Genomic DNA, 24,576 nt, shown 5'->3' with positions numbered 1-24,576 from the left:
CATGGAATTTTTCAAAATCAAACGCGACATTCCGTTCATGCGGCATGCGCTCATTTTCAATCTGGTTTCATTGGCGACCTTTTTGGCCGCAGTGTTCTTCCTGTTCAGCCGTGGTTTGCATCTCTCGGTGGAGTTCACGGGCGGTACCTTGATGGAGGTCACCTATTCACAGCCTGCAGACTTGAATGCGGTGCGCGCCACCGTGGCAAAACTGGGCTTGAACGATGTGCAGGTGCAGAACTACGGGACGGCTCGCGATGTGCTTATTCGTCTGCCGGTACAAAAAGGTGTGAGTTCTGCCCAGCAAAGTGACCGTGTGTTAGCTGCACTGAAAGAATCGGATGTGTCGGCGTCTTTGCGTCGTGCCGAGTTTGTTGGCCCCCAGGTGGGCGATGAATTGGCCACTGACGGTTTGAAGGCATTGGCTTTTGTGGTGGTCGGCATCATGATTTACCTGGCTTTGCGGTTTGAATGGAAATTCGCCGTTGCTGCCATCATTGCCAATTTGCACGACGTCATCATCATTCTCGGTTTCTTTGCATTTTTCCAGTGGGAGTTTTCCCTGCCCGTGCTGGCGGCTGTGTTGGCGGTGCTGGGTTATTCGGTCAACGAGTCGGTCGTCATCTTTGACCGGATTCGCGAGAATTTCAGGCGTTATCGCAAAATGAATTCCCACGAAGTGATTGACAGTGCCATTACCTCGACCATCAGTCGGACCATCATCACGCACGGTTCAACCCAGTTGATGGTGTTGTCCATGTTGCTGTTTGGTGGCGCGACGCTGCATTACTTTGCCCTGGCCCTCACCATCGGTATTCTGTTTGGCATTTATTCGTCGGTCTTTGTGGCCGCGGCCATTGCCATGTGGCTTGGCATTCAGCGCGAAGACTTGATCAAGGGCGGCACCAAGAAAGATGAAGATCCCAATGACCCGAACGCCGGCGCCACAGTCTGACTAGAATCGCGGGCATGGCGACTCAACCTTCTTTTTCACAGAGAGCCGAGCTGGCACAGGAGACACGCAAGCGCTTTGTGAATGAGGCCGGACGCGCCCTGGTTGAGCTGTCAGCGGCTGTGCAAGAGCGGCTCACCAACTTGATGGATGAAGCCGCGCCGTCGCGGGACATGCAGACCCGGCGAGACGCCTGGACCTTTTACCAACGCAACCGGACCGCCTGGGTGGATGCCACCCTGAAGGACTGGCAGGCGGCCTTGAAGCCGCCAGAGGTTGCGCCCCAAAAGGATCTGGATGGTGGTTTCGAACTCGTGGGGACCGAGGTGGTCGAGAACAAGATCATGGCCTCACGCTTGGTGTTGGGCGTGGCCGAAAAGCTCAATTCCGTGCTGAATGACCTCAAGGTACGCATCAAGTTCCTGGAAAGCACAGAAGATTTGGCGGGGCACGACATCTTGCGTCCTGAAGTGCTCGTGCTGTTGATGGTCGAGCAATGGGCCCATGTGGGCATGCCGCGCGCCACCTGGCTCTTGGTCAATGACCTGGTGCTCAAGCTGCTCTCGGAGAACCTTAAAAAGGCTTACGCCAATTGCAATGATTTCCTGATCAAGCAGGGTGTCATGCCAACCATCGAGTTGAAGGACCGCGTCAAGCGTATTCCATCTGCGCCCCCGCGTGGCGGTCCGTCGGGCGCAACAATGCCGGGGCAACTGCAGCAGGAGCGTCAGCCTGGCGGTGACACCGGACCGAGCGGTTACAACGGCGATCCTGGACCTCAGGGTTACGCGGGTGGCTACCCTGCTGGACAAGGTGCCGCAGGTCAGGAGACCCCGGGTCAGGGCGTCTCTGCAAGGGCTGCTTCTGGGGGTGCATTTGGAGGACGCCTTGGCTGGGGCAGTCCCGCGGGATCGGGGTCGATGCCGATAAAGTCCGGAACGGCACCGATGCCGCCTCAATCACAGTCTGATCGGTATGGATCGAATTTTGGTGGGGCATCTGACGAAACCCGCTTGATGACCTCGGTCACGCCCCTGGCTCGTGCCCGCACGCGTGCACAAGGTGTTTTGGGGCAACTCAAGCGGTTGTTGGTGGGCTCGGTTGATGCCGGTTTTGAGGCGACTCATTACCTGCCGCCGTCTCCGGCATTGGTGGCGGCGATGGCTGAACAAACCAGGCCAGCAGGCGGCTATTCAGGCGGCGGTATTGTGGAGGATTACAGCCCCGCAGGCGTGGCACGTGTGGCCGGTGAGTTGCGACAGAAAACAGCCGAGCTCAAGAGCAAGGCCGAGACCAAAAGCGAAAAAGCCACGATTGAAATCGTCGCCCTGATGTTCCAGTCTATTTTGCAGGAAGACCGGATTCCTCCTGGCATTCGGGTGTGGTTCGCCCGTCTGCAAATGCCGGTGTTGCGGGTCGCTTTGGCAGAACCGGACTTCTTTGGCACTTTGAACCACCCAGCCCGGCAGTTGATTGACCGCATGGGCTCCTGCGTGATGGGCTTTGATGCCAGTGGTGCCCATGGCGGAGCGCTTGAGATGGAGGTCAAACGTGTCGTGCAGGTGATTGAGCAATACCCCGAAACCGGCAAACGGGTGTTCCAGCTTGTGTACGACGAGTTTCAGAAATTCCTGACCCAGTTTTTGACCGGCAAGGCCTCGACCCAAAAAGTCGTGAGCGTGGCGCAGCAGGTTGAGCAAAAAGAGACCTTGACGATCCAGTACACGATCGAGATGCGCAACATGCTCAAGGACATGCCGGTGCGCGAGGAGATCCGGGAGTTTCTCTTCAAGGTCTGGGCTGATGTGCTGGCGGTGGCCGCTGTGCGCAAAGGTCCGCAGCATGCCGAAACGCTGGGGCTCAAAAAATCAGCCACAGACCTGGTCTGGGCCGCCAGTGCCAAGCCCAATCGCAGTGATCGTGCGCGCGTCATTCAGGATTTGCCCCAGCTGTTGCAGAAACTGCGCGCCGGCATGACCATGCTCGGCGTCGGATCCTCGGCTCAGGAGGCGCACATCAAGGTGGTGAGCGACACGCTCGCCGATGCCTTCCTGTCCAAGACCCAGGCCATTCCCAACGAGCAGATTCAGGCGATGGCGGCGCGATTGGCCAACCTGGAAGACTTCGTCAGTGAAGATGGCATGGGCGATCTCCCACTGGATGCCCAGAGCATCGAAATGATGCTGGGCATGGATGCGTCCATGATTGACGTGGTGGCCGATGGGGGCTCCAAACCGACGGCAGCGATGCTGGCGTGGGTGCAGGAGCTGCAGTTGGGCTCGTGGTTTACGCTGGACCATAACGGCCTGATCGCTCAAATTCAGTTTGCCTGGCGCAGCGACCGCAAGCATTTGAATTTGTTTGCGTCCACCGACGGTCGCAGCTACCTGATTCAGGCGGGTCGTCTGGCAGCCTACCTGCAGGCCGGGCTGCTCTTGCCGCAAGAAGAAGAAACACTGACCGTGCGCGCCACACGTGACGCATTGGTCAAGCTCGAAGCCAATCCCGAGCGCTTGTTGGGCTGACCGGCTGGCCCTTAATGGGCGACCCGGTTGATGCTGTTGTCACACAGCTCATCGAGCACCAGCGGATCGGGTTCTTCGCCCAGGCTCCAAAACACCATCAAGACAATGATCTTGAGATCGTCCAGGGGAACCGTGTGCCCCGGCGCTGCCATCGCGCGGTCGATCACGATTTCCCGCATGTGCGGTGGCAATACACCCGCGCCTTCGAGGAAGGTGACAAATCCGAGGCATTCGGCCCCCAGATGATCCTGCTCAGCTGTTGAGTAAACCCGCATGCTCAGCGGGGACTGGGCGACCTGGGTGGGGCTGGAGGGTAACGCAGGGCTGCTCTCGTCGCCTTTTGATTCAGGGGGGCGCAGGCCGCTGGCCGCCAGATTCAATTCATTGAGCCACGTCAGGGCCTCCTGAATTTCTTCGGCATCAAAGCCGACTGCATTTAATTTGCGCTCAAGGTGAGCGGACTCGGGACATGCATCACCGCGCCAGTAATTCTCGTAAACGAACACAAGGACTTCAAACATGGCCCCAATATATCGCGAATGTGAAGGCCCAAAAGCTTAATTTGGAGGTCACATTGGACTTATCGGCCAATTCCGGCTTTATGCCCTGTTTAGCCTCTGAAACAGGCCGCCCGGCAAGCGGGCCACCAGGCCGTCCAGTTCCAGGGCCATCAACTGGGCTTGCAGGTTGGCGGTGTCCATGCCGCAACGGGCTTGCAAGGCATCCAGGCCAACCGGGTCGAAGCCCAAAGAAGTCAGTAGCGCCTCGTCGGCGCCCATCAGAGGCTCTTCCGCTGACGCTTCCAGGCTGGCGGTGAGCGACGTACCCGCAAACAGCACCCCCGAATCCAGCTTCAACTCTTCCAGCACGTCCTGCGCCGACTCCACCAGCTTGGCGCCTTGTTTGATGAGGGCATGGCAACCGCGTGCCTGGGTGGAGTGAATGGAGCCGGGGATGGCGAAGACTTCCTTGCCTTGTTCCGCCGTCAGCCGTGCGGTGATCAGCGAGCCGGATTTCAGCGCGGCCTCCACCACCAGGGTGCCCAGCGACAGCCCGGCGATGATGCGGTTGCGCTTGGGGAAATTCGCCGTCAGTGGTGGTGTGCCCAAGGGGTACTCGCTCACCAGCAGGCCGTTTTGTGCAATGCGGTGGGCCAGGTCATAGTGGTTCTTGGGGTACACACGGTCCAGGCCGGTGCCCACCACCGCCACGGTGGCGATGCGGTTTGAGCCTGCCTCAGCCGTCTCCAGCGCGCCTTCATGCGCTGCGCCGTCCACGCCCAGTGCCAGGCCGGACACGACCGTCAAGCCCGCCTCGCTGAGGGCTTTGGAAAAATGCCGCGCATTGGCCGCACCTTGCGGTGTGGGGTTGCGGCTGCCCACCACCGCAATGCAGTTGGATAAACGATTTGCTATTGAATATATAGCTGACTGTGCAGGTTCGGCGGTGGCTGCGGCCATTTTTTGTTCAAAAATACCGGCCCCCATCAGGTACAGCATCAGCGGCGGGTCGTCCATGGTCAGCAGCGACGCCGGGTAGTCTGGGTCGCCCAACACCACGATGTGACGCTGGGCCTTGCCTTCGCCGGTATCCGACAACCAGGCCCATGTCACGTCCAGCAGTTTGGCGAGTTCGGGCGGTTCGACTTGCAATGCAGTGGCCTGGGCCTGGCTGACGACCTGGCGCAGGGCGGTCGCCGGTTGGTCAAACACAGCGCCCGGCAACCCAAATGCCGCCAGCAGCTTGCGGGCGGTGCCGTTGCCAATGCCGGGCGTGAGGGTCAGGCGCAGCCAGCCACCCAGTTCTTCGCGTTCCATGGGCGATGCCTGCCAGAGCATTTATTGACGCGGGTCGACGAGACGGTCGCCGACTTTGACGCCATCCACAATCTCCAGCACCAAGGCGTAAGACAGGCGGTCGAAAGTCCGGAACACCATCAGCAAACCGTTGCGTTCATCGGGCAATTTCAGTTCAGTCCGTTTTTCATCCGTCTTGTCGATGAGGCGGGCGCCGTCTTTCAGGATGGCCATCACATGGCCGCTCTCCATGCCGTCACGGGTGCCACGGTTGATCACCACCACCTGGTTTTGTGCTGCGTTCACCACCGCGCTGCCGTACACCGAGACGATGCGGCCGTCCACCTTGCCGGTGGGCGCGTGAGGCACGTAGCTCAAGACCTGCTGCGGCGGTTCGGGCAACAGCCGGTCGCCCACCCGCATTTCCTCCTTGGCCGCCACGATGTCAATCGTGGCCGGAATGATGTCAACGCGTGGCTTGCCGTCTTTGTCGGTCGAATCCTGCACGGACTCGCCGCGAGCCAGCACGGCTTTGCCGACGTACTGCGCCTCATAGCCCAGCACCTCGCCCGTTCCCGGGTCTTTCAGCGGTGTGGCGTTGCGGAAAACGCGGTACGCCTTCTGCTTTTGCCGAACGTCGTCCACCAGCGTGGCGTCACCCTGGCCTCGCGCATAGGCGCGGTCGCCGCGGGTGAGCAAGACCCGGCCTTCCTGGGCTGCAACAATGCGCGGGGCCGCCTTCAGGCCGTTTTCGTCGACGATCACGGGCTCGGCCAAAAAGGGCTCAATGAGGTGGTTTTTCAGCGTTGGCAAGGCATCGTCTGCCAGGCTTTCCTACCGGATGCGGGGGGACAGGCGAACCGTGTTGGGTGCGCCGTCGTTGGCGCCAGATGGCCGGGTGCGCAGGGTGGCGCGCCCGTCTTTCTTCTCCAGGTACAACTTTTGCCCTGGGTAAATGAGGTGCGGGTTCTTGATGTCGTCCAGGTTCATGCCCCACAGCTCGGGCCAGCGCCAGGGAGTCTTCAGGAAGATGCCGGAAATGGCCCACAGGGTGTCGCCGCGTTTCACGGTGTAGTCGTCGGGCGCATTGGCGGCCAGTTCACTCAAGGGCACGCCTGACTGGGCAACCTGGGCTGCGGTGGCCTTTTGGGCTGCCGTGGTCGGGTAGGTCTGTGCGCCGGCCGATGCGGGCCACACAGCGCTGGTCAGAACTGCCAGGGCAGCCATGGCGATATTGAATTCGACTTTGGTTTTCGCCATTGTGTGTTTTGTCCGTTGAAATTCTTGATAAATCACGCGCGATTTTCCTCTCAAGCCCTTGATTCGGCAACGTTTTCTGGTCCGGGTCCGTGCCGGACTTCTCAAAAGTAGCGAAAATAACGACATCTTTGAAGAGAACCCATGGCCTTATTACCCATTCTTTGCTTTCCCGACCCGAAACTTCACACCGTGGCCAAACCGGTCCTGGCGGTGGACGAACGTATCCAGCAACTCATTGCCGACATGCTCGAAACCATGTACGACGCCAAGGGCATTGGCCTGGCGGCCACGCAGGTCAATGTACACGAACGACTGATCGTGATTGACGTGTCGGAAGACCGCGACCAGCCGCAGGTGCTCATCAACCCCCAGATCATCTGGCACAGCGCGGAGACCCACCTCAACGAAGAAGGATGCCTGTCGGTGCCGGGTATTTACGATGGTGTGGAGCGCTTTGATGCCGTCAAGGTCAGTGCGATGAATGGCGAAGGCAAAACCGTGGTTATTGAAGCCGACGACCTGCTGGCGGTGTGCATTCAGCACGAGATGGATCACCTGATGGGCAAGGTGTTTGTGGAGTATTTGTCACCCCTGAAGCGGGACCGCATCAAGAAAAAAATGCTCAAGGCCTTGCGCGAGGAACAGCGGTGAGATTGATTTACGCCGGCACGCCCGAGTTTGCGCGGGTCGCGCTGGCGCAACTCCACGCGGCCGGGCACGACATTGTGCTGGTGCTGACCCAGCCCGACCGGCCCGCCGGACGCGGCATGAAGCTGCAGGCCTCGGCCGTCAAACAGTACGCGCTGGACCATGGCATACCGGTTGCGCAGCCACGCAGCTTACGCCTGGACGGCAAATACCCTGAAGACGCGGCTGCCGCGCGTGTCACCATCGAGGCCGCCCAGGCTGACGCCATGGTGGTGGCCGCCTACGGGTTGATCCTGCCGCAATGGGTGCTGGAGGCGCCCACGCGCGGTTGTTTCAATATTCACGCCTCGCTCTTGCCACGCTGGCGTGGTGCGGCACCGATTCACCGTGCGATTGAAGCGGGGGACGCCGAGACCGGTGTCACGATCATGCAGATGGACGCCGGGCTGGACACGGGCGACATGTTGTTGGTTGAAAAAACACCCATGGCCGCCACCGACACCACGGCCACCCTGCACGACAAGCTGGCCGCTCAAGGGGGCCGCCTGATGGTTGAGGTTCTGGCATTGGCGGCAAGCGGTCGCCTGCAACCGGTGCGCCAGCCCGAAGAGGGCGTCACCTACGCGCACAAAATTGAAAAACACGAAGCCGCCATTGACTGGGCGCAGCCTGCCGCATTGATCACCCAGCGCATTCGTGCGTTCAATCCCTTCCCCGGCGCCAGCGCTACTGTGAACGGCGAAACACTCAAAATCTGGTCTGCAGGTGTTGCGTTGGGTATACCCCCGGTGGATAGGGGATTTGGATCAATTCTGGCTGTAGCCCCCGACAGTATTGAGGTGGTAGCTATGAATTCGATAGTAACTATCACCGAGCTGCAGCGCCCCGGTGGCAAACGCCTGGGGGTTGCCGATTTTTTGCGCGGGTTTGACCTGCAGCCCGGCATGCTCTTCGAGAAGCGCGAAGCCTAGTGTTTTTCCTCAAGGCCAACTACCGCCACCCCGAGTTCCGCCAGGGCGCGCTGCATGCCATGGCCGTGGCGCCAGGCATCGCCGCCTGGGGCCTGATGACGGGCGTGACCATGATGAAGTCGGGCATGAGCCTGGTCGAATCGTTGCTCATGGGGGTGATCGTGTTTGCGGGCAGCTCACAACTCGCTGCCATCCCGCTGTTGGCGGCGGGGGCGCCGATGTGGGTGATCCTGGCCACGGGGTTTTGCGTCAACCTGCGTTTTGTGGTGTTCAGCGCCCACATGCGGCCCTATGTCATGCACCTGCCCCTGTGGCAGCGGCTGGTGACGGGTTACCTCACGGCCGATTTGAGCTATGTGCTGTTCACCAAGCGCTACCCGCACCATGGTGGCGACGCCGGGCAACTGCGCGCCCAGCAGGCCTATCTCGCTGGCAACTGCGGTGTGCTCTGGGTTGCCTGGGTGGCATTCAGTGTGCTGGGCGTGGTGCTGGCCAACTTCATTCCCACCCACTGGGGCCTGGGTTTTGCCGGGATTTTGGCCCTGCTGGGTATCTTGTGTTCGCTGGCTTCCAGCCGGTTGCGCCTGGTGTCGGCGGGGGTGGCGGGTGCGGCTGCCGTGGCGGCTTTTGCCCTGCCGTTCAAGCTCAATATTCTGGTGGCCATCGCCGCAGCCGTGGCCATGTGCCTGATGCTGGAACACACACCGTTGGCCCGGCGGCGAGCACCATGACGGGCAGTACCGACCTTTGGACCGTGGCCGTCATTGTGGGCTTGACGGCGGTGAGCGTCATCACGCGGTGCTTCTTTTTCATCTCCAGCAAGCCCTGGACATTGCCGCATTGGGCCCAGCGCGGGCTGCAATACGCGCCGATTGCGGCGTTGTCCGCCGTCATCGTGCCTGAAATGGTCATGACGCAGGGGCACTTCATCAGCACCTGGCAGGACGCCCGGCTGTTCGCTGCCGTTGCAGGTGCGGCCTGGTTTTTCTGGCGTAAAGGCGTCGGACAAGCGGTGCTGGGCACCATCGTGGTGGGCATGGTCGTGTATTTGCCCTTGCATCTTGGTTTGGGCTGGTAGAGCGTCCCGTGCGCGGGTACCTGTCTTGTGCAATAGCCCTACAGTCAATATAGACAACGTAGATAAGGTTTTTAGGCGGCGGATAAAACCATCAGCATCAGACGAAGTTTGACAGCCGCAACGACTCACGGAGTAACCTGGCCATGCGCATCAACGAACCCATCACCCGGCAAAGTTATGCGTTCCCTGCTGACCAAACCCTGGTCTCCGTGACCGACCGCAAAGGCTGCATCACCGATTGCAACCCTGTCTTTATTTATTGAAGTCAGCGGCTTTTCCGCTGCCGAATTGCTGGGCTAACCGGTGCGATTTTTCAGGCCTTGTCCTGCGGGCTCTCAGCCCGGGCATTCTTGGAAAACTTGTCATCGTCCAAATGCTGGCTGCAGCAGCCATTGTGTTTTCAGCCGGACTCGGCATGCCCTTGTGGTTGACTGCTGCGGTGGGCACTGCTGCCGCAGCCGCAGCGTTTTGGGCAACCTGGGCGCTGGCGATCAAGCCCTTGCAGTCGCTGGTCATCGGGGGCGGCGGACTCGTCGGCCAGCTTCAACAAGGGTTGATGCAAATGTCCGTCAACCTGCGTACGGTGGTGCGTGATGTGCGTCAGGAAGTGGGCCACCTGGGCAGCGTCGTGCAGGAGATTGCGGATGGCAACCAGGCGGTGCAATCCGTGGCCGAGACCATGCGCGGCATCACCGACTCGTCGGCCCGCATCAGCACCGGCAGTGAGCAAACCACGGGCATTTCACAAATCAATGAAGCCGTGACCCACATGGACTCCATCACCCAGCAAAACGCGGCGATGGTGGAAGAACTGGCCGCGGCTGCCAAGTCCCTGCTGGGGCAGGTCGAAGGAGTCAGCAACTCCATGCGGCTGTTCCGCCTGGCCCGTGGCGAACTGACCCTGTCCCGGATGGATGCCGTGACCCTCAGAAAAGAGCACAAACAAGCCCGGTTGCATTGAGTTTTACCAGGCTCAATCCATCTTGCCAGGGCGCCCCACTATGGGCAAATAATGGCATGCTCCTGCTGCAGGACATGGAAAAACGGCTTCAGAAACAGACCGTGCCGCCGATACATCAAACAGATGTACTTAATGTCGGCAGTCGCCCGGCATAAAAAACACTTTTACACCAGGGATCACCATGACGGCATCTAAACAGCTCAGTTTGGCCCAGCGAACTTATCTCATCAGCGGGCTATTGGTCGCAGGCATGGTCATTGTGGCCATCATGGTGATGATGCTGATGAAAAGCGTGTCTGACGACACCCGCATCATCAGGGAGCGGGCCGTGCCCCAGCTCGCGCACATTGCTGAGATTGAACTCAACGTGACCCGCACCTCCCTGCAGTTGCGCCACGCCATCCTGGCTCGAAACCCTGACGAGATGAACATCGCACTGGCGGACGTTGAGGCCAAGCGCAAGCTGCTGTCTGACGAGTTTGATGAATTAAAACAAGGCATGGTGACCGACGCCGGGCGCCAGGCCTACGCCCCCCTGCCCGGGCTGGCGGCGGCCTTTTGGACCAAGGAAGACGAAAACATCAAGCTCATCAAGGACGGGCAAAAAGAAGCCGCTTTTGCCTTCCTGGCCGACGTGACCGTGCCCGCGCGCAACCTGCTGCTCAGCCCCTTGGCCGCCGAGAAAAAACGCCAGGGTGAGGTCTTGACAACCGCGCTGGACGGCGTCGTGGACGGGTCCAACCTGGCCCGCAATTCGGTGCTGGTGGTCGTGGTGTTGGTGACTTTGGGGTTGTTGGGCTTTGCCCTTTACATGGTGCGCGTCATGAAACAGCTGGGCGCCGAACCCGGTGAGCTAAAAGAGGTGGCCGATGCCGTGGCGGCGGGCAACCTCGCGGTGTCCATTGTGCTGCACCCCGGTGACTCCAGCAGCATCATGGCCGCCATGAAATCGATGACCAACAACCTGGCGCGCACCGTGCAGTCGGTGAGGCAAAACGCCGAAGGGGTGGCCACCGCCAGCGCTGAAATCGCCCAGGGCAACCATGACCTCTCAAGCCGCACCGAGCAGCAGGCCAGCGCGCTGGAAGAAACGGCGGCCTCCATGGAGGAGCTCAGCGCCACCGTGCGGCAAAACGCAGACAGCGCCCGCCAGGCCAACCAGTTGGCCATGAGCGCCAGCTCGGTGGCCGCTCAGGGTGGGCAAGTGGTCGGCCTGGTGGTGGAGACCATGAAGGGCATCAACGAATCGTCCGGCAAGATTGCCGACATCATTCAGGTCATTGACGGCATTGCGTTTCAGACCAACATTCTTGCCCTCAATGCCGCGGTCGAAGCGGCCCGGGCTGGTGAGCAGGGGCGCGGTTTTGCTGTGGTGGCCAGCGAGGTGCGCTCGCTGGCTGGGCGCTCGGCCGAGGCCGCGAAAGAGATCAAGTCATTGATCAACGCCAGCCAGGAGCGTGTGGCGCACGGCGGCGCCCTGGTGGACCAGGCGGGCTCCACCATGACCGAGGTGGTCGCTTCCATCCGACGCGTGACCGACCTGATGGGCGAGATCAGTGCCGCCAGCTCCGAGCAAAGCGCCGGTGTTTCCCAGGTGGGTGAAGCCGTCACGCAGATGGACCAGGTAACCCAGCAAAACGCGGCGCTGGTGGAGGAGATGGCGGCGGCGGCCAGCAGCCTCAAATCGCAGGCTCAGGAGCTGGTGCAAACCGTGGCCGTGTTCAACCTGGGGGGCGACAGCCACTACGCCATGCGTCCGCCCCAGTCCACAGCTTCAAAATTTATAAGAAATAAGCCTCTAGCCCAGGTAGGACGTGCACAAGTAGCTATCAAAACAGTAGCAAAAAAGCAAACGGCACCGACGAAGCTGCCAGCCCCCGTGTCGGCTGTGCCGCCGAAGGCGAGCACCAAAGCAGCGCCGGTGGCGAACGGTGATGCTGACTGGGAAACTTTTTGAAATCGGCCAGGCAGTTCCTGGCGGGTGCGCCTGGCCGAGGTGCGTGAAATGGCGCCGATGCGGGTCTGAAAACGTCGTCTGGCGGTTGTTGGCAGGCTCCTACAATCTGACAAATTTTGTTTAACTACTGTCAGAGGTTTTCATGAACGTCATCCGCTTCTCCGATCTGTGCACACAAGGCCAGGTGACTGGCAAACGCGTTTTTATCAGGGCTGACCTGAATGTGCCGCAAGACGACACGGGCGCGATCACCGAAGACACCCGCATTCGCGCCTCCATTCCCTGCATTCAGATGGCGCTGGACGCTGGCGCAGCGGCGGTCATGGTCACCTCCCACCTGGGGCGTCCGACGGAAGGCGAGTTCAAACCTGAAGATTCATTGGCGCCCGTGGCCCAACGCATGGGGGAGTTGATGGGACGTGAGATCCCCTTGCGCGCCAACTGGGTGGACGGTGTCAGCGTGGAGCCCGGCCAGTTGGTGATGCTGGAGAACTGCCGCCTCAACAAGGGCGAGAAGAAAAACAACGAAGAACTCGCCAAAAAAATGGCGGCCCTGTGCGACATTTTTGTGCACGATGCTTTTGGGACGGCGCACCGCGCTGAAGCCTCGACCTATGGCATCGCCCAGTTTGCCAAGGTGGCGTGCGCCGGTCCGCTGCTGGCGGCGGAGATGGATGCCATCACGCTCGCCCTGGCCAACCCGAAACGGCCTTTGGTGGCCATCGTGGCGGGCTCCAAAGTGTCCACCAAGCTCACCATTCTCAAAAGCCTGGCCGACAAGGTGGACCAGCTCATTGTGGGGGGCGGTATTGCCAACACGTTCATGCTGGCTTCCGGTCTGAAGATCGGCAAAAGCCTGGCCGAGCACGACCTGCTGGCCGAGGCCCGCGCCGTGATGGACGCCATGAAGGCCCGCGGTGCGGCGGTGCCGATCCCGACCGATGTGGTTACCGCCAAATCGTTTTCGCCAGATGCTGTGGCCACCGTCAAAGCCGCCACCGATGTGGCCGATGATGATCTGATTCTTGATATTGGCCCGCAGACCGCCGCCGCGCTGGCAACACAGCTGAAAGCGGCCGGCACCATTGTCTGGAACGGCCCCGTGGGTGTGTTTGAGTTTGCGGCGTTCGAGAACGGCACCAAGGTCATTGCCCATGCCATTGCCGACTCCAGCGCCTTCTCCATCGCCGGTGGGGGCGACACGCTGGCGGCCATTGCCAAATACGGCATTGAAAAACAGGTGGGCTATATTTCCACAGGAGGCGGTGCGTTTCTCGAAATCCTGGAAGGCAAGACGCTGCCGGCATTTGAGATCCTGACCCGCCGCGCGGCAGGCTAAAGCGCCCACATGACATCAATCAACTCCGCTTCATCGCAAACCGGTCAAAGTACTTCCGCGCAAACGCAAGGCTATTTCGACCGTGAAAAGGGCGTTGACATGATGGGTTCTGATGCGTCCTTGCGCAAAATAATGGTCAGTGTAGAGGTCAGTCTGGCCAGCGGTCTCCCTGAAATAGGGGTGGCCTTGGAGAGCGGCGATGTGGCCGCTGCCAACCGCCTTTTGCATGCCATCAAGGGTTATGTGCCTATTTTCTGTACGGAGGCCTTGGTGGCGCACGTGGTGGAGGTTGAGCAACTGAGCAAGACGGAAGGTGTGGCCGTGGTGCGGCCTGCATTTGCCGAGCTGGCGCCGAAATTTGAGGTGCTTCTCCAGGAAATCCGGACTTATGTGGCACAAGCCTGACGCCGTTAGCCGCGGCGATCCGTTTTGATGCCTTGTGCCGCCCATACTGCGGCGGCAGAAGTCTTTGACTAAGGGACTTCACTTTTATTGAAAACTGTCGATAGAACCAACAAGATGAAGATCACAAGCGCTCGGGTAATGGTGGTGGATGATGATGCGGTCATGCGGACGTTCGTGGTGAATTCGCTGCGGCGGCTGGGGATTCAGGCGATTGAAACCTGTGTCGATGGCGCCAGCGCCTTGACATCGGTTGAAGCCTTCAACCCCGACCTGATTTTGACGGACATCCATATGGAGCCGATGAATGGACTTGAGCTCGTTCGGATATTGCGCAAACACCCCAACGTGGCATTGCGAAAAATCAGGGTGATTTTCATGAGTGCTGATTCCAGCACGGCCACGCTGGAAGAGGCCATGCCTTTGGGAACCTATGGTTATATTGTCAAGCCGCCCAGGCCAGAGAGTCTGCTTGCCAAGCTGGAGTTTGCCCTGAAATAGAGTCGTTATTCAGGGTTTTTATTGATTTGAAATTTTCTACAGTTGACGTTCGCTCTGTGAGGCGAATTTATTTGTGAGTGCCATGACCACTGATTCAAACAATAAATCGGCCGGCTTTTTTCGCCCCGGCGTCGCCCTGATGATGCGATTGAGCGGCCCTGTGAAATTTTGGGGCCTTCATGTGCCCTTGCTGCTCATCCTGGGTGTCGTGCTGGCGCTGCACCTGGATAGCCTGGCAACCCAATATCACCTGATGCCGGTACAGCGGGCGTCCCTGCGTTTCGAAATCATGGCGACGGTCGTCGTGTCCGTCGTGGGTCTGCTGCTTTGGTGGTACCTGCTGATGAGCTTCTTTCGCAGCAGTCAAATGGACCATGCCCACACAGAGAGGGCCATTGAGTTGGCGTCCAACGGGGACCTGACGATCATGGCCACTTCCGGCATCGGCACATTGGGTGAATTTGGCCGCCATCTGGATGTGATGATGGCCAAAATGTCGAGCATCGTGGCCAATATCCGCACGGCCGCCGTGTTGCTTGGCGATTCCGGCAAGCGCCTGGTGGAAGACACGCGATCCCTGTCAGATCGCGCCAACGCGCAAGGGCAGCATTTGCAGCAGACCTCCATGCATGTGCGCCGCGTGAGTGAGACCGTGGCCCGCAATGCCGAGGCCTCGCAAGAAATCAGCCTGATGACCGATAGCCTGCACAAGGAGGCAGATTCCGCTGGCAAGTTGATGCACCAGGCCGTGCAGGGCATGGGGCCCTTGCAGGTCACCTCCGGTCGCATGTCGGACATCATTGCCACCATTGACGGCATTGCCTTTCAGACCAACTTGCTGGCGCTGAATGCTGCCGTTGAGGCTGCGCGTGCCGGTGAGCAGGGTCGTGGTTTTGCCGTGGTGGCGGCAGAGGTTCGCAATTTGGCCAAACGAAGCCAGGTCGCCGCCGCTGAGGTTCGTGGCTTGATTGCAGAATCTTCCACCCGGGTCAGCACCACGGTCTCGGAGATCAGGCAGGTGAGCGAGATGATGGAGAGCCTGGTGGCCGGTATCGGGAAAATATCCGTGAATGTGAATGTCATGGCCGAGGGCAGTGCGGCGCAAAGCTCGGCTTTGGAAGAGGTCGTGAACGCTGTGGGTGACCTCGACGTCCTGACTCAGGAAAACGCGGGACTGATCGCGCGCGCGGCTGAAAACTCTGAGCGCATGATTGCCCAGGCTTCCGCGCTGGAAATTTCGGTGGGCGATATCCAGTTGCGTCAGGGCACGGCAGACCAGGCTCGTGAACTTGTCTTTGACGCGTTGCACCATGTACGTAGCATGGACATGGACCGGGCAGTCGTTGATTTTCAGGATCCACGGGGTCGTTTCATTGACCGTGATCTTTATGTTTTTGTTCTCAATCGGCAGGGGTATTACGTGGTGCACGGCGCCATTCCGCAGCGGGATGGCACCAGCCTGAACGATATTGCGGGTCTGGATGCCCACAAATTGGTGACCGATGCCTGGGTGGCCTGCGACGACAACCAGGGGGGGTGGGTCACCTATGCCATCACCAATCCGCTCACCGGCGACATCCAGGCCAAAATTTCCTATGTGGTTCCGCTGGACGACAACCGTTTGCTTGGTTGCGGCTGCTACCTCAATTCGGAGTGGCTGGACTTGTAAATATTTTGTTGCGTGTGCCGATATGGGGTTATTAGCAATGATTCCATGCAAGTCCCGGCGCTGCAGACCAGCGCCGCGGGCACGCCGGAAGTCCTTGTAGAGAGTGATGCCCTGGTGGCACGGTGTACCGCCGTGTTGCCGGTTTGGGCTCGTCATCTGGACATGGCGGAGCAGCACCATGACCCTGGCAAGAGCGCCTTGTCTGGTTCGACGCCAACCCCGAACACTGATATTGAAACGACTTTTTTTGAAGGCATTTTCAATGGCGCCAAGGACTGGATGGTCAAGCCGTTTTCGCCCAGTTCATTGCTCAATGCAGTCTCCAGACTCTGCCTTCCTTGATTCCTGTTGCAACTAGACCCGACCGGGGCTAGAGGCTAATTTGGCAATATTTTTCCAGCAAATTTCTCAGAGCGGCTGAATTGATGGGCTTGGACAGGTGGGCGTCCATACCGGCCTGCAAGCAGGCCTCACGGTCAGCGTCCATGGCATTGGCGGTGACCGCGACGATGGGCGTGTGTTGCGAGGCCGCTTCCATCGCCCGAATCAACTGCGTGGCCTCAATGCCGCCCATCACCGGCATTTGCATGTCCATCAGCACGATGTCCCAGGGGGCCGTGGGGAAAAGCTCAACAGCCCGCTGCCCGTTGTCGGCCAGCACCACGGTGTGTCCCCATTGTTCCAGCAGGACCGTGGCCAGCAATTGGTTCACAGGATGGTCTTCCACGAGCAAGACCCGAAGTTGGCGCGGGCTCGCCGCGTGACCTGGTGGTGGGGACGACCGTTCTGTCTGCACAGGCCCGGCGGTGGACAAGACCGCATCCAGGCGGACCGTGAAGTGGAAGGTGCTGCCTTCGTCCGGCTGGCTTTCCAGCCAGATGCGCCCACCCATCAGCTCCACCAAACGGGCGCTGATGGACAGCCCCAGACCGGTACCGCCAAACTGCCGCGTGGTTGATGTGTCGGCCTGCGAAAAAGCGGCAAAGATGAGTTGTTGTTTGTCCTGCGCAATGCCCAGTCCGGTGTCGGCGACCGACAGGTGGGCTTCGTAGCCACGGGTGTGGTCACCCGTCAAACGCAGGCACACGGTCAGCGTGCCGTGCCGGGTGAACTTGATGGCGTTGTCGCACAGATTGGTCAGAATCTGGCGGATGCGCCCGGGGTCACCCCGCAATTCCGGCGCTTCAGTGGGCAGCTCGCGGATGAGGGTCAGCCCTTTTTTGGTGGCCCGAACCTCAATGCTGGTCAGTGCATCCGTGACCACCTGACAGAGGTCCATGGGAATGTGCTCCACCTCCAGCTTGCCCGCCTCGATCTTGGAGAAGTCAAGAATGTCATTGAGGATCACCATCAAGGACTGGGCTGAACTCATCACGGTGTTCAGGTAACTCCGTTGAAGGGTGTCCAGGGCGGTCTCCCGCATCAGCTCTGTCATGCCGATCACCCCATTCATGGGGGTGCGAATTTCGTGGCTCATGTTGGCCAGGAAATCGCTTTTGGCCCGGTTCGCGCTCTCCGCCTTCAGGGTGGCCGCTTGCAGCGATTGTTCGAGATTTTTGATGGCAGTGATGTCGGTGCGAATGCCGATGTATTGCAGCGGCAGTCCGTCTGCCCCCAGCATGGGCACGATCGTGGCGTCAACCCAATAGTGGGAACCATCTTTTTTGCGGTTCTTGACCTCACCGCGCCAGACCTCGCCACGGGCAATCGTGTGCCACAGCGTCTCAAAAAACGCGCGCGGGTGGTGGCCGGAATTCACAATGCGGTGGCTGTTCTCCATCAGTTCAGCCTGCGAATAGCCGCTGATGTTGCAAAACAAATCGTTGGCATAGGTGATGTCGCCATGCAGGTTGGTGATGCTGACAATGGCATGCTGGTCCAGGGCAAACTTTTGATTGGCCAGGTCGCGGTTCTGGGTGAACAGCCGTTGTGACACATGGTTCAGCGCCAGGCCCAGGGCTTCAATCTCAGCCGCACGTGTGGAGACCGGCATTTTTTCACCCAGCGCGTGGTCCAGTTCACCGGCGAACCGGGTGGCCGCCTGCAAGGCGCGCATGGGCGGTCGCAATAACAGGGTCAGCAAACACAAGGTGGCGGTAATGGCCAGCACAATCACCAGCAGCGCCTGCGTCCAGATGTCGCGTGCAGTTTGTTTGAAGCTGTCGAGCCGGTAGCTCACGCGTACCCAGCCCAGATGCGTTCCGGCCTGGATCGGTTGCCAGGCCGCAATGGTTCCTTCACTGCCCGCCAGGAAGTCCACTTGGGTGGCGCTCCGACCCTGTGCCTCGGTTTGTATGACGGGATTGATAGACGAAGGCACGGTCACCTTGCCGGCGTTGAAGCGGGGGGACCACTGCCCTTTGTTGTTGACCACCTCACTCAGGGGTTTGCCCGTGCTGTCGGTCACCAGTACCGAGAAAATGCCGGGCACGGTGGCGGTTTGCACCGTGATGCCTTCGATGCCTGCCAGATCGTAGGTGGTAATGAAATAGGCACTGACCGCGGCAATGTTTTGTGCCAGCGCCGCCATTTGCGCCGTGATCGTCTGGCGCGCCTGGCTGGTCTGGCTTTTGGCGGTGTAGGCACCGTAGCCCAGAATGGAGGCCACCAGGCAGACGGCTGTCAACAGCATCAACTGGCGTTCCAGGCTGCGTGGCAGCCAGCGGTAGAAACCGCATTGAGGGGGCATGTCCCTACTCTTTTTCCAGGGGAAAGCAGTCATGCCGATAACTGACGGTTACCCGGGCAAGCCCGCAACCACTCATGCAGGCTTCATCATCGTGCCGCACACCCGACCCCTGCCGGAGTGTTTGGCCAGGTAAAGCTGGGCATCCGCCTCGGCCAATAGCAGGCTGGAGGCGCCTGGTGAGGTGGCGTCTCGGCCCGCTACCCCGAGGCTGATGGTGACGACCGGTGCGACCACCGAGTTTTCGTGGGGAATGCTGTTCCTGCGGACCCGTCGCTCCAGTTCGTGGGCAACCGCCATCGCGTCAACAAAGTCGGTGTCGGGCAGAATGCAGACGAATTCCTCCCCCCCATACCGTGCCACCAGATCAGCAGGGCGGCGCAGACCCTCTTTCAAGGTGGCCACAATCTGGCGCAGGCAGTCGTCCCCGGCCTGGTGGCCATATTGGTCGTTGAAAAGCTTGAAAAAGTCAACGTCAAGCATGATCAAGGCCAGCGGCGACTGGTTGCGAACCGATCGGGCCATTTCCGTGGCCAACTGCTGGTCAAAATACCGGCGATTGAAGGCGCCGGTCAGTCCGTCCAGAAACACCAGTTTGCGCATGATGTCGGACTGGAGTTTCAAGGTCAGGTGGGTTTTGACGCGGGCACGGACCACGGCCGGGTTGATGGGTTTGGAGATGAAGTCCACCGCCCCCACCTCCAGACCACGGGTCTCCTCAGCGGCGTCCGTCAGTGCGGTGACAAAGATGACCGGAATGTTACGGGTTGCATCATCGGTTTTGAGTTGGGTGCAAACTTCAAAGCCGTCCATGTCCGGCATCACGATGTCCAGCAAAATCAGGTCGGGTGGAGTGTCTTTGCAAAGCCGCAGGGCCTGCGCGCCACTGGTGGCCATGAAAACCTGAAAGTCGGCCCCAAAAATCTGGTGCATCACCTGGATATTGATTGGTTGATCGTCGACCACAAGCAGCCGGGGCTTTCCTAGCGGAATGTCGAGCAACTTGGCAATAGGCGTGTCGTCGTAGCGCATGTCAGGTCGGAGCCCCGAGTTTCTGAATCAAAGTATCACATTGAACCACACCTGTTGCGAAGTCAAAAGCGGCCACTGCCGTTGCCAGCTCTTTGAGTTCGCCGGACATGTCATGGGCACAGGCGTGCTGCAACTGCGCATGCGCGTCCAGTGCGCCCATGTCTGATTTTCTGAGCAGGTTTCGAAGCACGTGCAGCTTGGCCAGGATGGTGGGCAGGTCGCCCGCCCGAGTCAGGTCTGCGGTGGGGGTGGGGGCTGTCTGTCGGGACAGTTCGTGCGCGACGCGATCGACGGCGGCGCCTGTTTCAGTCACCGCCTGGCGAAAACCTTGTTGAAGAGCAGGGTGTTGGCCGGCACCCCCCGGGTTCTTCAAGGTGCTTTCCGCCGCCAGCGCCACGGCACTCAGGTGACTGGCGCCCACGGTGGCGGAAAGCCCCTTGACCGTGTGCAACAGCCGGCTTACGGCCACCCAATCACCCTGTTGAACCAACTGCTCCAGCTTGTCTGGCATGGTGGTGATGTCATCACGGTAGGTCTTGAGCACACGCGCATACAGGTCTGCATTACCGCCCATTCGTTCCAGTGCGCTTTTAACGTCTATTTGCGCGCCGCTGCTGGCATGGGGTTTTGACCGGGCACTACCCGCCATTTCAAGCGCTTCCGTCATGGACGGGGGCTTCGCCCCGCGTGCCTGATCGACATGGCGTTGCACGACCCGAATCAGGTGTGGGAGGTCAAACGGTTTTCCCACATGGTCGTTCATCCCGGCCGCCAGGCAGGCCTCGCGGTCAGAGGCCATGGCGTTGGCAGTCATGGCAATCACGGGCAAATCGGACAGGCCCAGTTCATGGCGAATTGCGTGAGTGGCGGTGTACCCATCCATGACGGGCATTTGAATATCCATCAACACGGCATCAAAGGCTGGGTTGGCACCCCTGACGGCAGCAACACCCAGTTCGCCATTGGCGGCCAGTTCGACGTGAGCGCCCTCGGCACTCAGCAGTTCCTGGGCGACTTGCTGGTTGATCAGGTTGTCGTCGACTACCAGCAGGCGAATGCCCTCAAGGCGCCGCGGCACCTGGGCCTGCGACCTCGGGCTGGCGTGCAGGTTGCTGCGCCCGGCCATGGCATTGGCCACCGCATCGAGCAGCATGGGGGCCGTGACCGGCTTGACCAGAAAGCTGTGTAATTGGGCCTGCTCCTGCGGCGTACGCTTGGACAGCATTTCCCGTCCCTGGGTGGTGACCATCACCAGAATGGGTGCGGCTGATCTGGGTACCAGCGACTCGATGCGCGACAGGGTTTCCCATCCATCCATGCCCGGCATCAGCCAGTCCACAAAAATGGCCTGGTAGGCGGACTGGCGCGCTCTGGCGCGGGCCTCTACCCGTTCAATCGCCTCGGCGCCACTGGAGGCTGTGTCAACCTGCCAGCCCAAAGACCTTGCCATGGTCGCCATGATCTCGAGCGCAGCGGGATTGTCGTCCACCACCAATGCGCTCAAATGGGCGGGCACCTGCGCCAGGGAGACGTCCAGGTCGTCTGGCAATTGCGCCGAGGGCAGGGTGAGGGTGAAGTGAAAGGTGCTGCCAACGCCCAACTCGCTGTGCAACGCCAGTTCTCCCCCCATCAAGGCAACCAGCCGTTTTGAAATGGACAGCCCCAGGCCTGTGCCGCCAAACCGGCGGGTCGTCGATGCTTCCGCCTGGGCAAAGCCTTCAAAGATGTATTTTTGGTTCTCGGGGGCTATCCCGATGCCACTGTCGCGCACAGCGACTTGCAGAGTGGTGTGCGAGCCAGTGTGCGCCAGGGTCTTGAGTTGAATGATCACTTCGCCGTGCTCTGTGAACTTGATGGCGTTGCCGCCCAGGTTGACAAGCACTTGTTGCAAGCGCATCGAATCGCCGATCAGCGCCTTGGGCGTCGCCGGGTCGATGTCAAAAAGTATCTCAACCGGCTTGTTGTTCAGGTTGGATGAAAGAATCACCGACAGGTCGCGCATGAGGAGATCTACCCTGAAGGGCTGTGGATCGAGCTCCATCTTGCGGGCATCCATCTTGGAAAAATCCAGAATGTCGTTCAGCAGCCCCAGCAATGACTTGGCAGCCCCCTCCGTTTTGGAGGCATAGTCGAGCTGCCGGGGCGACAACTCCGTGGTGTGCAGCAGGCGCAGCATGCCCAGAATGGCATTCATGGGTGTGCGGATTTCGTGGCTCATATTGGCGAGAAACTGGCTTTTTGCGATCGTGGCGGCTTCCGCTTTTTCTACGGCGGTACGCAGCCAGTTCTCGTAGGCCTTCTCAGTGCTGATGTCGTGGTTGATGGCCAGATAACCTGTGCACACGCCATCGGCACCGGACAACGGCGTCACCACCATGCCGACCATCACCTGGCTTCCATCCTTGCGAACGAGGGTCCACTCGGTTTTTTTGCCCAGCGTTGACGCGTCGATCATCACCGTGTCGATCGGGATGGGGCGTTCGTGTGCAAGCGAAAGGCTGGCTGCCCTGGCCTTGATTTCTTCGGGGTTCATAAACAGCAAGGTGGTTTGCAGGCCCACCACTTCTGAGGCCGAGTAGCCCAGCATGCGCTCGGCCCCGATGTTGAAGAGGGTGATGGTGTGATCCAGCCCCGTGGTGATCACGGCCACCTCAGACGCTGCGTCCAGAACAGACTGCAGCATGGTGGTGGTTCGAGCCATTTCTTCTTCAGCGTGTTTTTGTTCGGAGATGTCCAGATGGGTACCCGACATCCATTCAGGTTGGCCATCGGCTGTCCGGGACGATGTTTTGCCACGTGCGTGGATCCACACCCAATGACCGTCCCGGTGATGCATCCGGAAATCACAGTCGAAATAGTCGAGGGCACCGTCCAGATGCTGCGTCAGCAACAGGTTGGCTCGCGGCAGGTCTTCCGGGTGGCAAAGTTGCGTCCAGGTTTGCAGGCTGGCGGGCGTCAGTTCGGACAGGGTGTAGCCCACCATCGTTGCCCAGCGCTCATTGAGGCAGAGTTCGCCTGTGAGGATGTTCCATTGCCAGGTGCCGGCATCGGTACCCGTGATGATGTTGCTCAGGTGTTCCCGTTCGGCGTCAAGGGCTTGTTCAGCCATTTTGGTGGCTGTGATGTCTGTGCGGATGGCGACATATTTTTCTATGCCGTTGTGATCAAAAAACGGCGAGATCAGGGTGTCAACCCAATACAGGGTTCCATCCTTGGCGCGGTTGCACACTACATTGCGCCAGACGTAGCCGGATGAAATGGTTTTCCACATGTGCTCCCAGAACGCGTCGGACTGAACGTCGGACTTGATGATGCGGTGGTTGCTGCCCACGAGTTCGTCTTGGCTGTAGCCACTGACCTTGCAGAAAGTTTCGTTCACGTAGCTGATATTGCCGGTTGGATCGGCGATGGACACCAGGGCGTGCTGGTCGATGGCGGCCATCAGGGTCTGAGACTCCCGCAGCGCCTGGGCCAGATGATCATTGGCGGCTTTTTGGGCTTTGATCAGGTGGTCCAGGTCCTGGGTCATGGCGTGCGCCCGAGCCTCGGCGCGGGCCTTGCCAATCATGCCCAGCCAGGTGATGGCCGATAACAAAAGGCTCAAGCCTGCCCCGCCGGCTCCAAACAGCAGCGGTGTACTGCGGTTTATTTGCGCCTCAAATTGGGCACTGCTCCCTGCACGCAGTTGCAGCAAGCGCCCCCCAATGGGCATGGTTCTGATGAGGTGAAATGCGCGTGCTGCTGCGAAATCAGTGGGCTGGCGATGTGCGTCCTGGACGTCAATGGTTTTTTGGGAAGAAAAAACGAGGCTCTGTGCGGAAGACTTCGTGCCGTCAAATAACTCGAAATCCACCGAGCCATTGGCTGTGAAAACAGACCTGAACAAGAGGTCATTGAGCACCAGTGGCGCGTAGAACAGCCCCGTGATTGCCGCTTGGCGTGATGGCGGCGTATCGGGTGTCTTCCCATCTGAAAATACGGGTACCAGATACAGAAACCCAGCACTTTGGGTTCCATCCTGAATCAGGGTGATCTTGCCTGTCAGGCTCGGCTCACCGGTGTTGATGGCGCGTTCAACGGCTTCGCGCCTGACCGGCTCACTACCGATGTCCAGGCCCACCGCCGCCGTGTTGCCAGCTGCAGGCTCCAGGTACTTGACGACAAACAGATCGTCAGCATGGCCGTTGGACTTGACTGTAAAACCGGGGGCGTGATCAGCTTTCTCACGGGCCTCGAAACGGCTGAGATCTTTGCGCATGACCCGCTCGATGAAGCCAAATCCGCGAATGCCAGCAAATTCGTTGGGAAGGTCGCGGGACGCGACATAGGCCGCAAAATTGGCCCTTCGCATGGGGCTGGTGATGGCAGTGCTCGCCTGTGCGCCGATGGCGCCACGCAAGCCGTACAAAGGCAGGTTGAATTGGACACGGATGACCTCTTCTATCCGGTCAAAATCGTCCATGAATCGGGATGCGGCCTCGGCACGGATGTTTTGCGTTACGGCATGAAGGCCGTAGGCGGTACATGACAGGCCAAGCGCCAACACCATGAGTGTCCACAGCAGGGGTTTCCAGCCGTACTGAAGCGGGCTATTGTTCAAAGATTTTTGCATACCTCCCGGTGCGGCCGACCTCCGTTTTGATTTACTGGAGCAAGTGGTGTTTGACACTCCAGCCTCTATATCGGCAACTGGCTGGTTTAGTTAAACGTGGCCGTGTTACCCGCAAGGTGCTGGGCGTACGGAGTCCGTTGCACGATCTGACCTTGATGCTGGCATGTAACCACTTCCGTGTAAAAAT

18 protein-coding genes and 1 pseudogene are annotated in these 24,576 nt (G+C 59.7%); 13 read left to right on the top strand and 6 right to left on the bottom strand.

The annotated features are described in order from the left end of the window. The first annotated feature begins 1 nt into the window (after position 1). On the top strand, positions 2–955 hold the full coding sequence (gene secF, locus AC097N_RS04065) for a protein translocase subunit SecF (protein ID WP_479579461.1): 954 nt from the start codon (positions 2–4) through the stop codon (positions 953–955). Positions 956–969: 14 nt separating this feature from the next. Beyond that, on the top strand, positions 970–3,477 hold the full coding sequence (locus AC097N_RS04060) for a DUF1631 domain-containing protein (RefSeq protein WP_479579460.1): 2,508 nt from the start codon (positions 970–972) through the stop codon (positions 3,475–3,477). A gap of 11 nt (positions 3,478–3,488) precedes the next feature. Here AC097N_RS04060 and AC097N_RS04055 read toward each other — a convergent pair whose 3' ends face one another. The 3 genes and pseudogenes from AC097N_RS04055 to AC097N_RS04045 all read right to left on the bottom strand — a co-directional run bounded on the left by AC097N_RS04055 (position 3,489) and on the right by AC097N_RS04045 (position 6,533). Then, positions 3,489–3,998 carry a Smg family protein gene (locus AC097N_RS04055; RefSeq protein ID WP_479579459.1) on the bottom strand — a complete coding sequence of 170 codons (510 nt, stop codon included), beginning with the start codon at positions 3,996–3,998 and terminating at the stop codon, positions 3,489–3,491. Positions 3,999–4,076: 78 nt separating this feature from the next. Then, complete coding sequence (gene dprA / locus AC097N_RS04050; protein WP_479579458.1) at positions 4,077–5,294, bottom strand: DNA-processing protein DprA; 1,218 nt, start codon at positions 5,292–5,294, stop codon at positions 4,077–4,079. A gap of 21 nt (positions 5,295–5,315) precedes the next feature. Then, a pseudogene (locus AC097N_RS04045) lies at positions 5,316–6,533 on the bottom strand (LysM peptidoglycan-binding domain-containing protein). Between the two features lie 141 nt (positions 6,534–6,674). Here AC097N_RS04045 and def point away from each other — a divergent pair. The 11 genes from def (at position 6,675) to AC097N_RS03990 (ending at position 16,401) form a co-directional block, all read left to right on the top strand. After that, positions 6,675–7,184 carry a peptide deformylase gene (def, locus tag AC097N_RS04040; RefSeq protein ID WP_479579457.1) on the top strand — a complete coding sequence of 170 codons (510 nt, stop codon included), beginning with the start codon at positions 6,675–6,677 and terminating at the stop codon, positions 7,182–7,184. Continuing rightward, the gene (gene fmt, locus AC097N_RS04035) at positions 7,181–8,152 is read left to right on the top strand and encodes a methionyl-tRNA formyltransferase (protein ID WP_479579456.1); all 972 of its coding nucleotides are present in this window, start codon (positions 7,181–7,183) and stop codon (positions 8,150–8,152) included. Before def ends, fmt begins: the two co-directional genes overlap by 4 nt. 59 nt (positions 8,153–8,211) lie before the next feature. Further along, positions 8,212–8,883: an AzlC family ABC transporter permease gene (locus AC097N_RS04030; protein WP_479579581.1), complete on the top strand. Its 672-nt coding sequence runs from the start codon at positions 8,212–8,214 to the stop codon at positions 8,881–8,883. After that, a complete protein-coding gene (locus AC097N_RS04025) occupies positions 8,880–9,230 on the top strand; it encodes an AzlD domain-containing protein (protein WP_479579455.1) in 351 nt (116 codons plus the stop codon). The genes AC097N_RS04030 and AC097N_RS04025 overlap by 4 nt, the downstream gene beginning before the upstream one ends. A 373-nt stretch (positions 9,231–9,603) precedes the next feature. Then, positions 9,604–10,191, top strand: a complete 588-nt coding sequence (locus tag AC097N_RS04020; RefSeq protein WP_479579454.1) for a hypothetical protein — start codon at positions 9,604–9,606, stop codon at positions 10,189–10,191. A 181-nt stretch (positions 10,192–10,372) separates the two neighbouring features. Further along, entirely contained in the window at positions 10,373–12,148 is a 1,776-nt protein-coding gene (locus AC097N_RS04015; RefSeq protein WP_479579453.1) for a methyl-accepting chemotaxis protein, read from the top strand. A gap of 142 nt (positions 12,149–12,290) precedes the next feature. Further along, on the top strand, positions 12,291–13,487 hold the full coding sequence (locus AC097N_RS04010) for a phosphoglycerate kinase (protein ID WP_479579452.1): 1,197 nt from the start codon (positions 12,291–12,293) through the stop codon (positions 13,485–13,487). A gap of 9 nt (positions 13,488–13,496) precedes the next feature. Next, on the top strand, positions 13,497–13,892 hold the full coding sequence (locus AC097N_RS04005) for a hypothetical protein (RefSeq protein ID WP_479579451.1): 396 nt from the start codon (positions 13,497–13,499) through the stop codon (positions 13,890–13,892). A gap of 114 nt (positions 13,893–14,006) precedes the next feature. After that, positions 14,007–14,390: a response regulator gene (locus AC097N_RS04000; protein WP_479579450.1), complete on the top strand. Its 384-nt coding sequence runs from the start codon at positions 14,007–14,009 to the stop codon at positions 14,388–14,390. Positions 14,391–14,472: 82 nt separating this feature from the next. Then, positions 14,473–16,059 (top strand): methyl-accepting chemotaxis protein, encoded by a 1,587-nt coding sequence (locus tag AC097N_RS03995; protein ID WP_479579449.1) that lies wholly within the window; start codon positions 14,473–14,475, stop codon positions 16,057–16,059. Positions 16,060–16,104: 45 nt separating this feature from the next. Further along, positions 16,105–16,401 (top strand): hypothetical protein, encoded by a 297-nt coding sequence (locus AC097N_RS03990; protein WP_479579448.1) that lies wholly within the window; start codon positions 16,105–16,107, stop codon positions 16,399–16,401. A gap of 28 nt (positions 16,402–16,429) precedes the next feature. On the opposite strand, the gene AC097N_RS03985 is transcribed toward AC097N_RS03990, so the two are convergent. The 3 genes from AC097N_RS03985 to AC097N_RS03975 form a co-directional block, all read right to left on the bottom strand. Then, entirely contained in the window at positions 16,430–18,748 is a 2,319-nt protein-coding gene (locus tag AC097N_RS03985; RefSeq protein WP_479579447.1) for a PAS domain-containing hybrid sensor histidine kinase/response regulator, read from the bottom strand. A gap of 72 nt (positions 18,749–18,820) precedes the next feature. Further along, positions 18,821–19,777 carry a diguanylate cyclase gene (locus AC097N_RS03980; RefSeq protein WP_479579446.1) on the bottom strand — a complete coding sequence of 319 codons (957 nt, stop codon included), beginning with the start codon at positions 19,775–19,777 and terminating at the stop codon, positions 18,821–18,823. 1 nt (position 19,778) lies between these two features. Then, entirely contained in the window at positions 19,779–24,389 is a 4,611-nt protein-coding gene (locus tag AC097N_RS03975) for a CHASE domain-containing protein (protein WP_479579445.1), read from the bottom strand. Positions 24,390–24,576 lie beyond the last annotated feature (187 nt).

It is taken from the genome of Rhodoferax sp. LS1R11, from assembly GCF_056521395.1.
The sequence above is the reverse complement of the archived record's forward strand: the minus strand, read 5'-3'. Positions and strand labels throughout refer to the sequence as shown.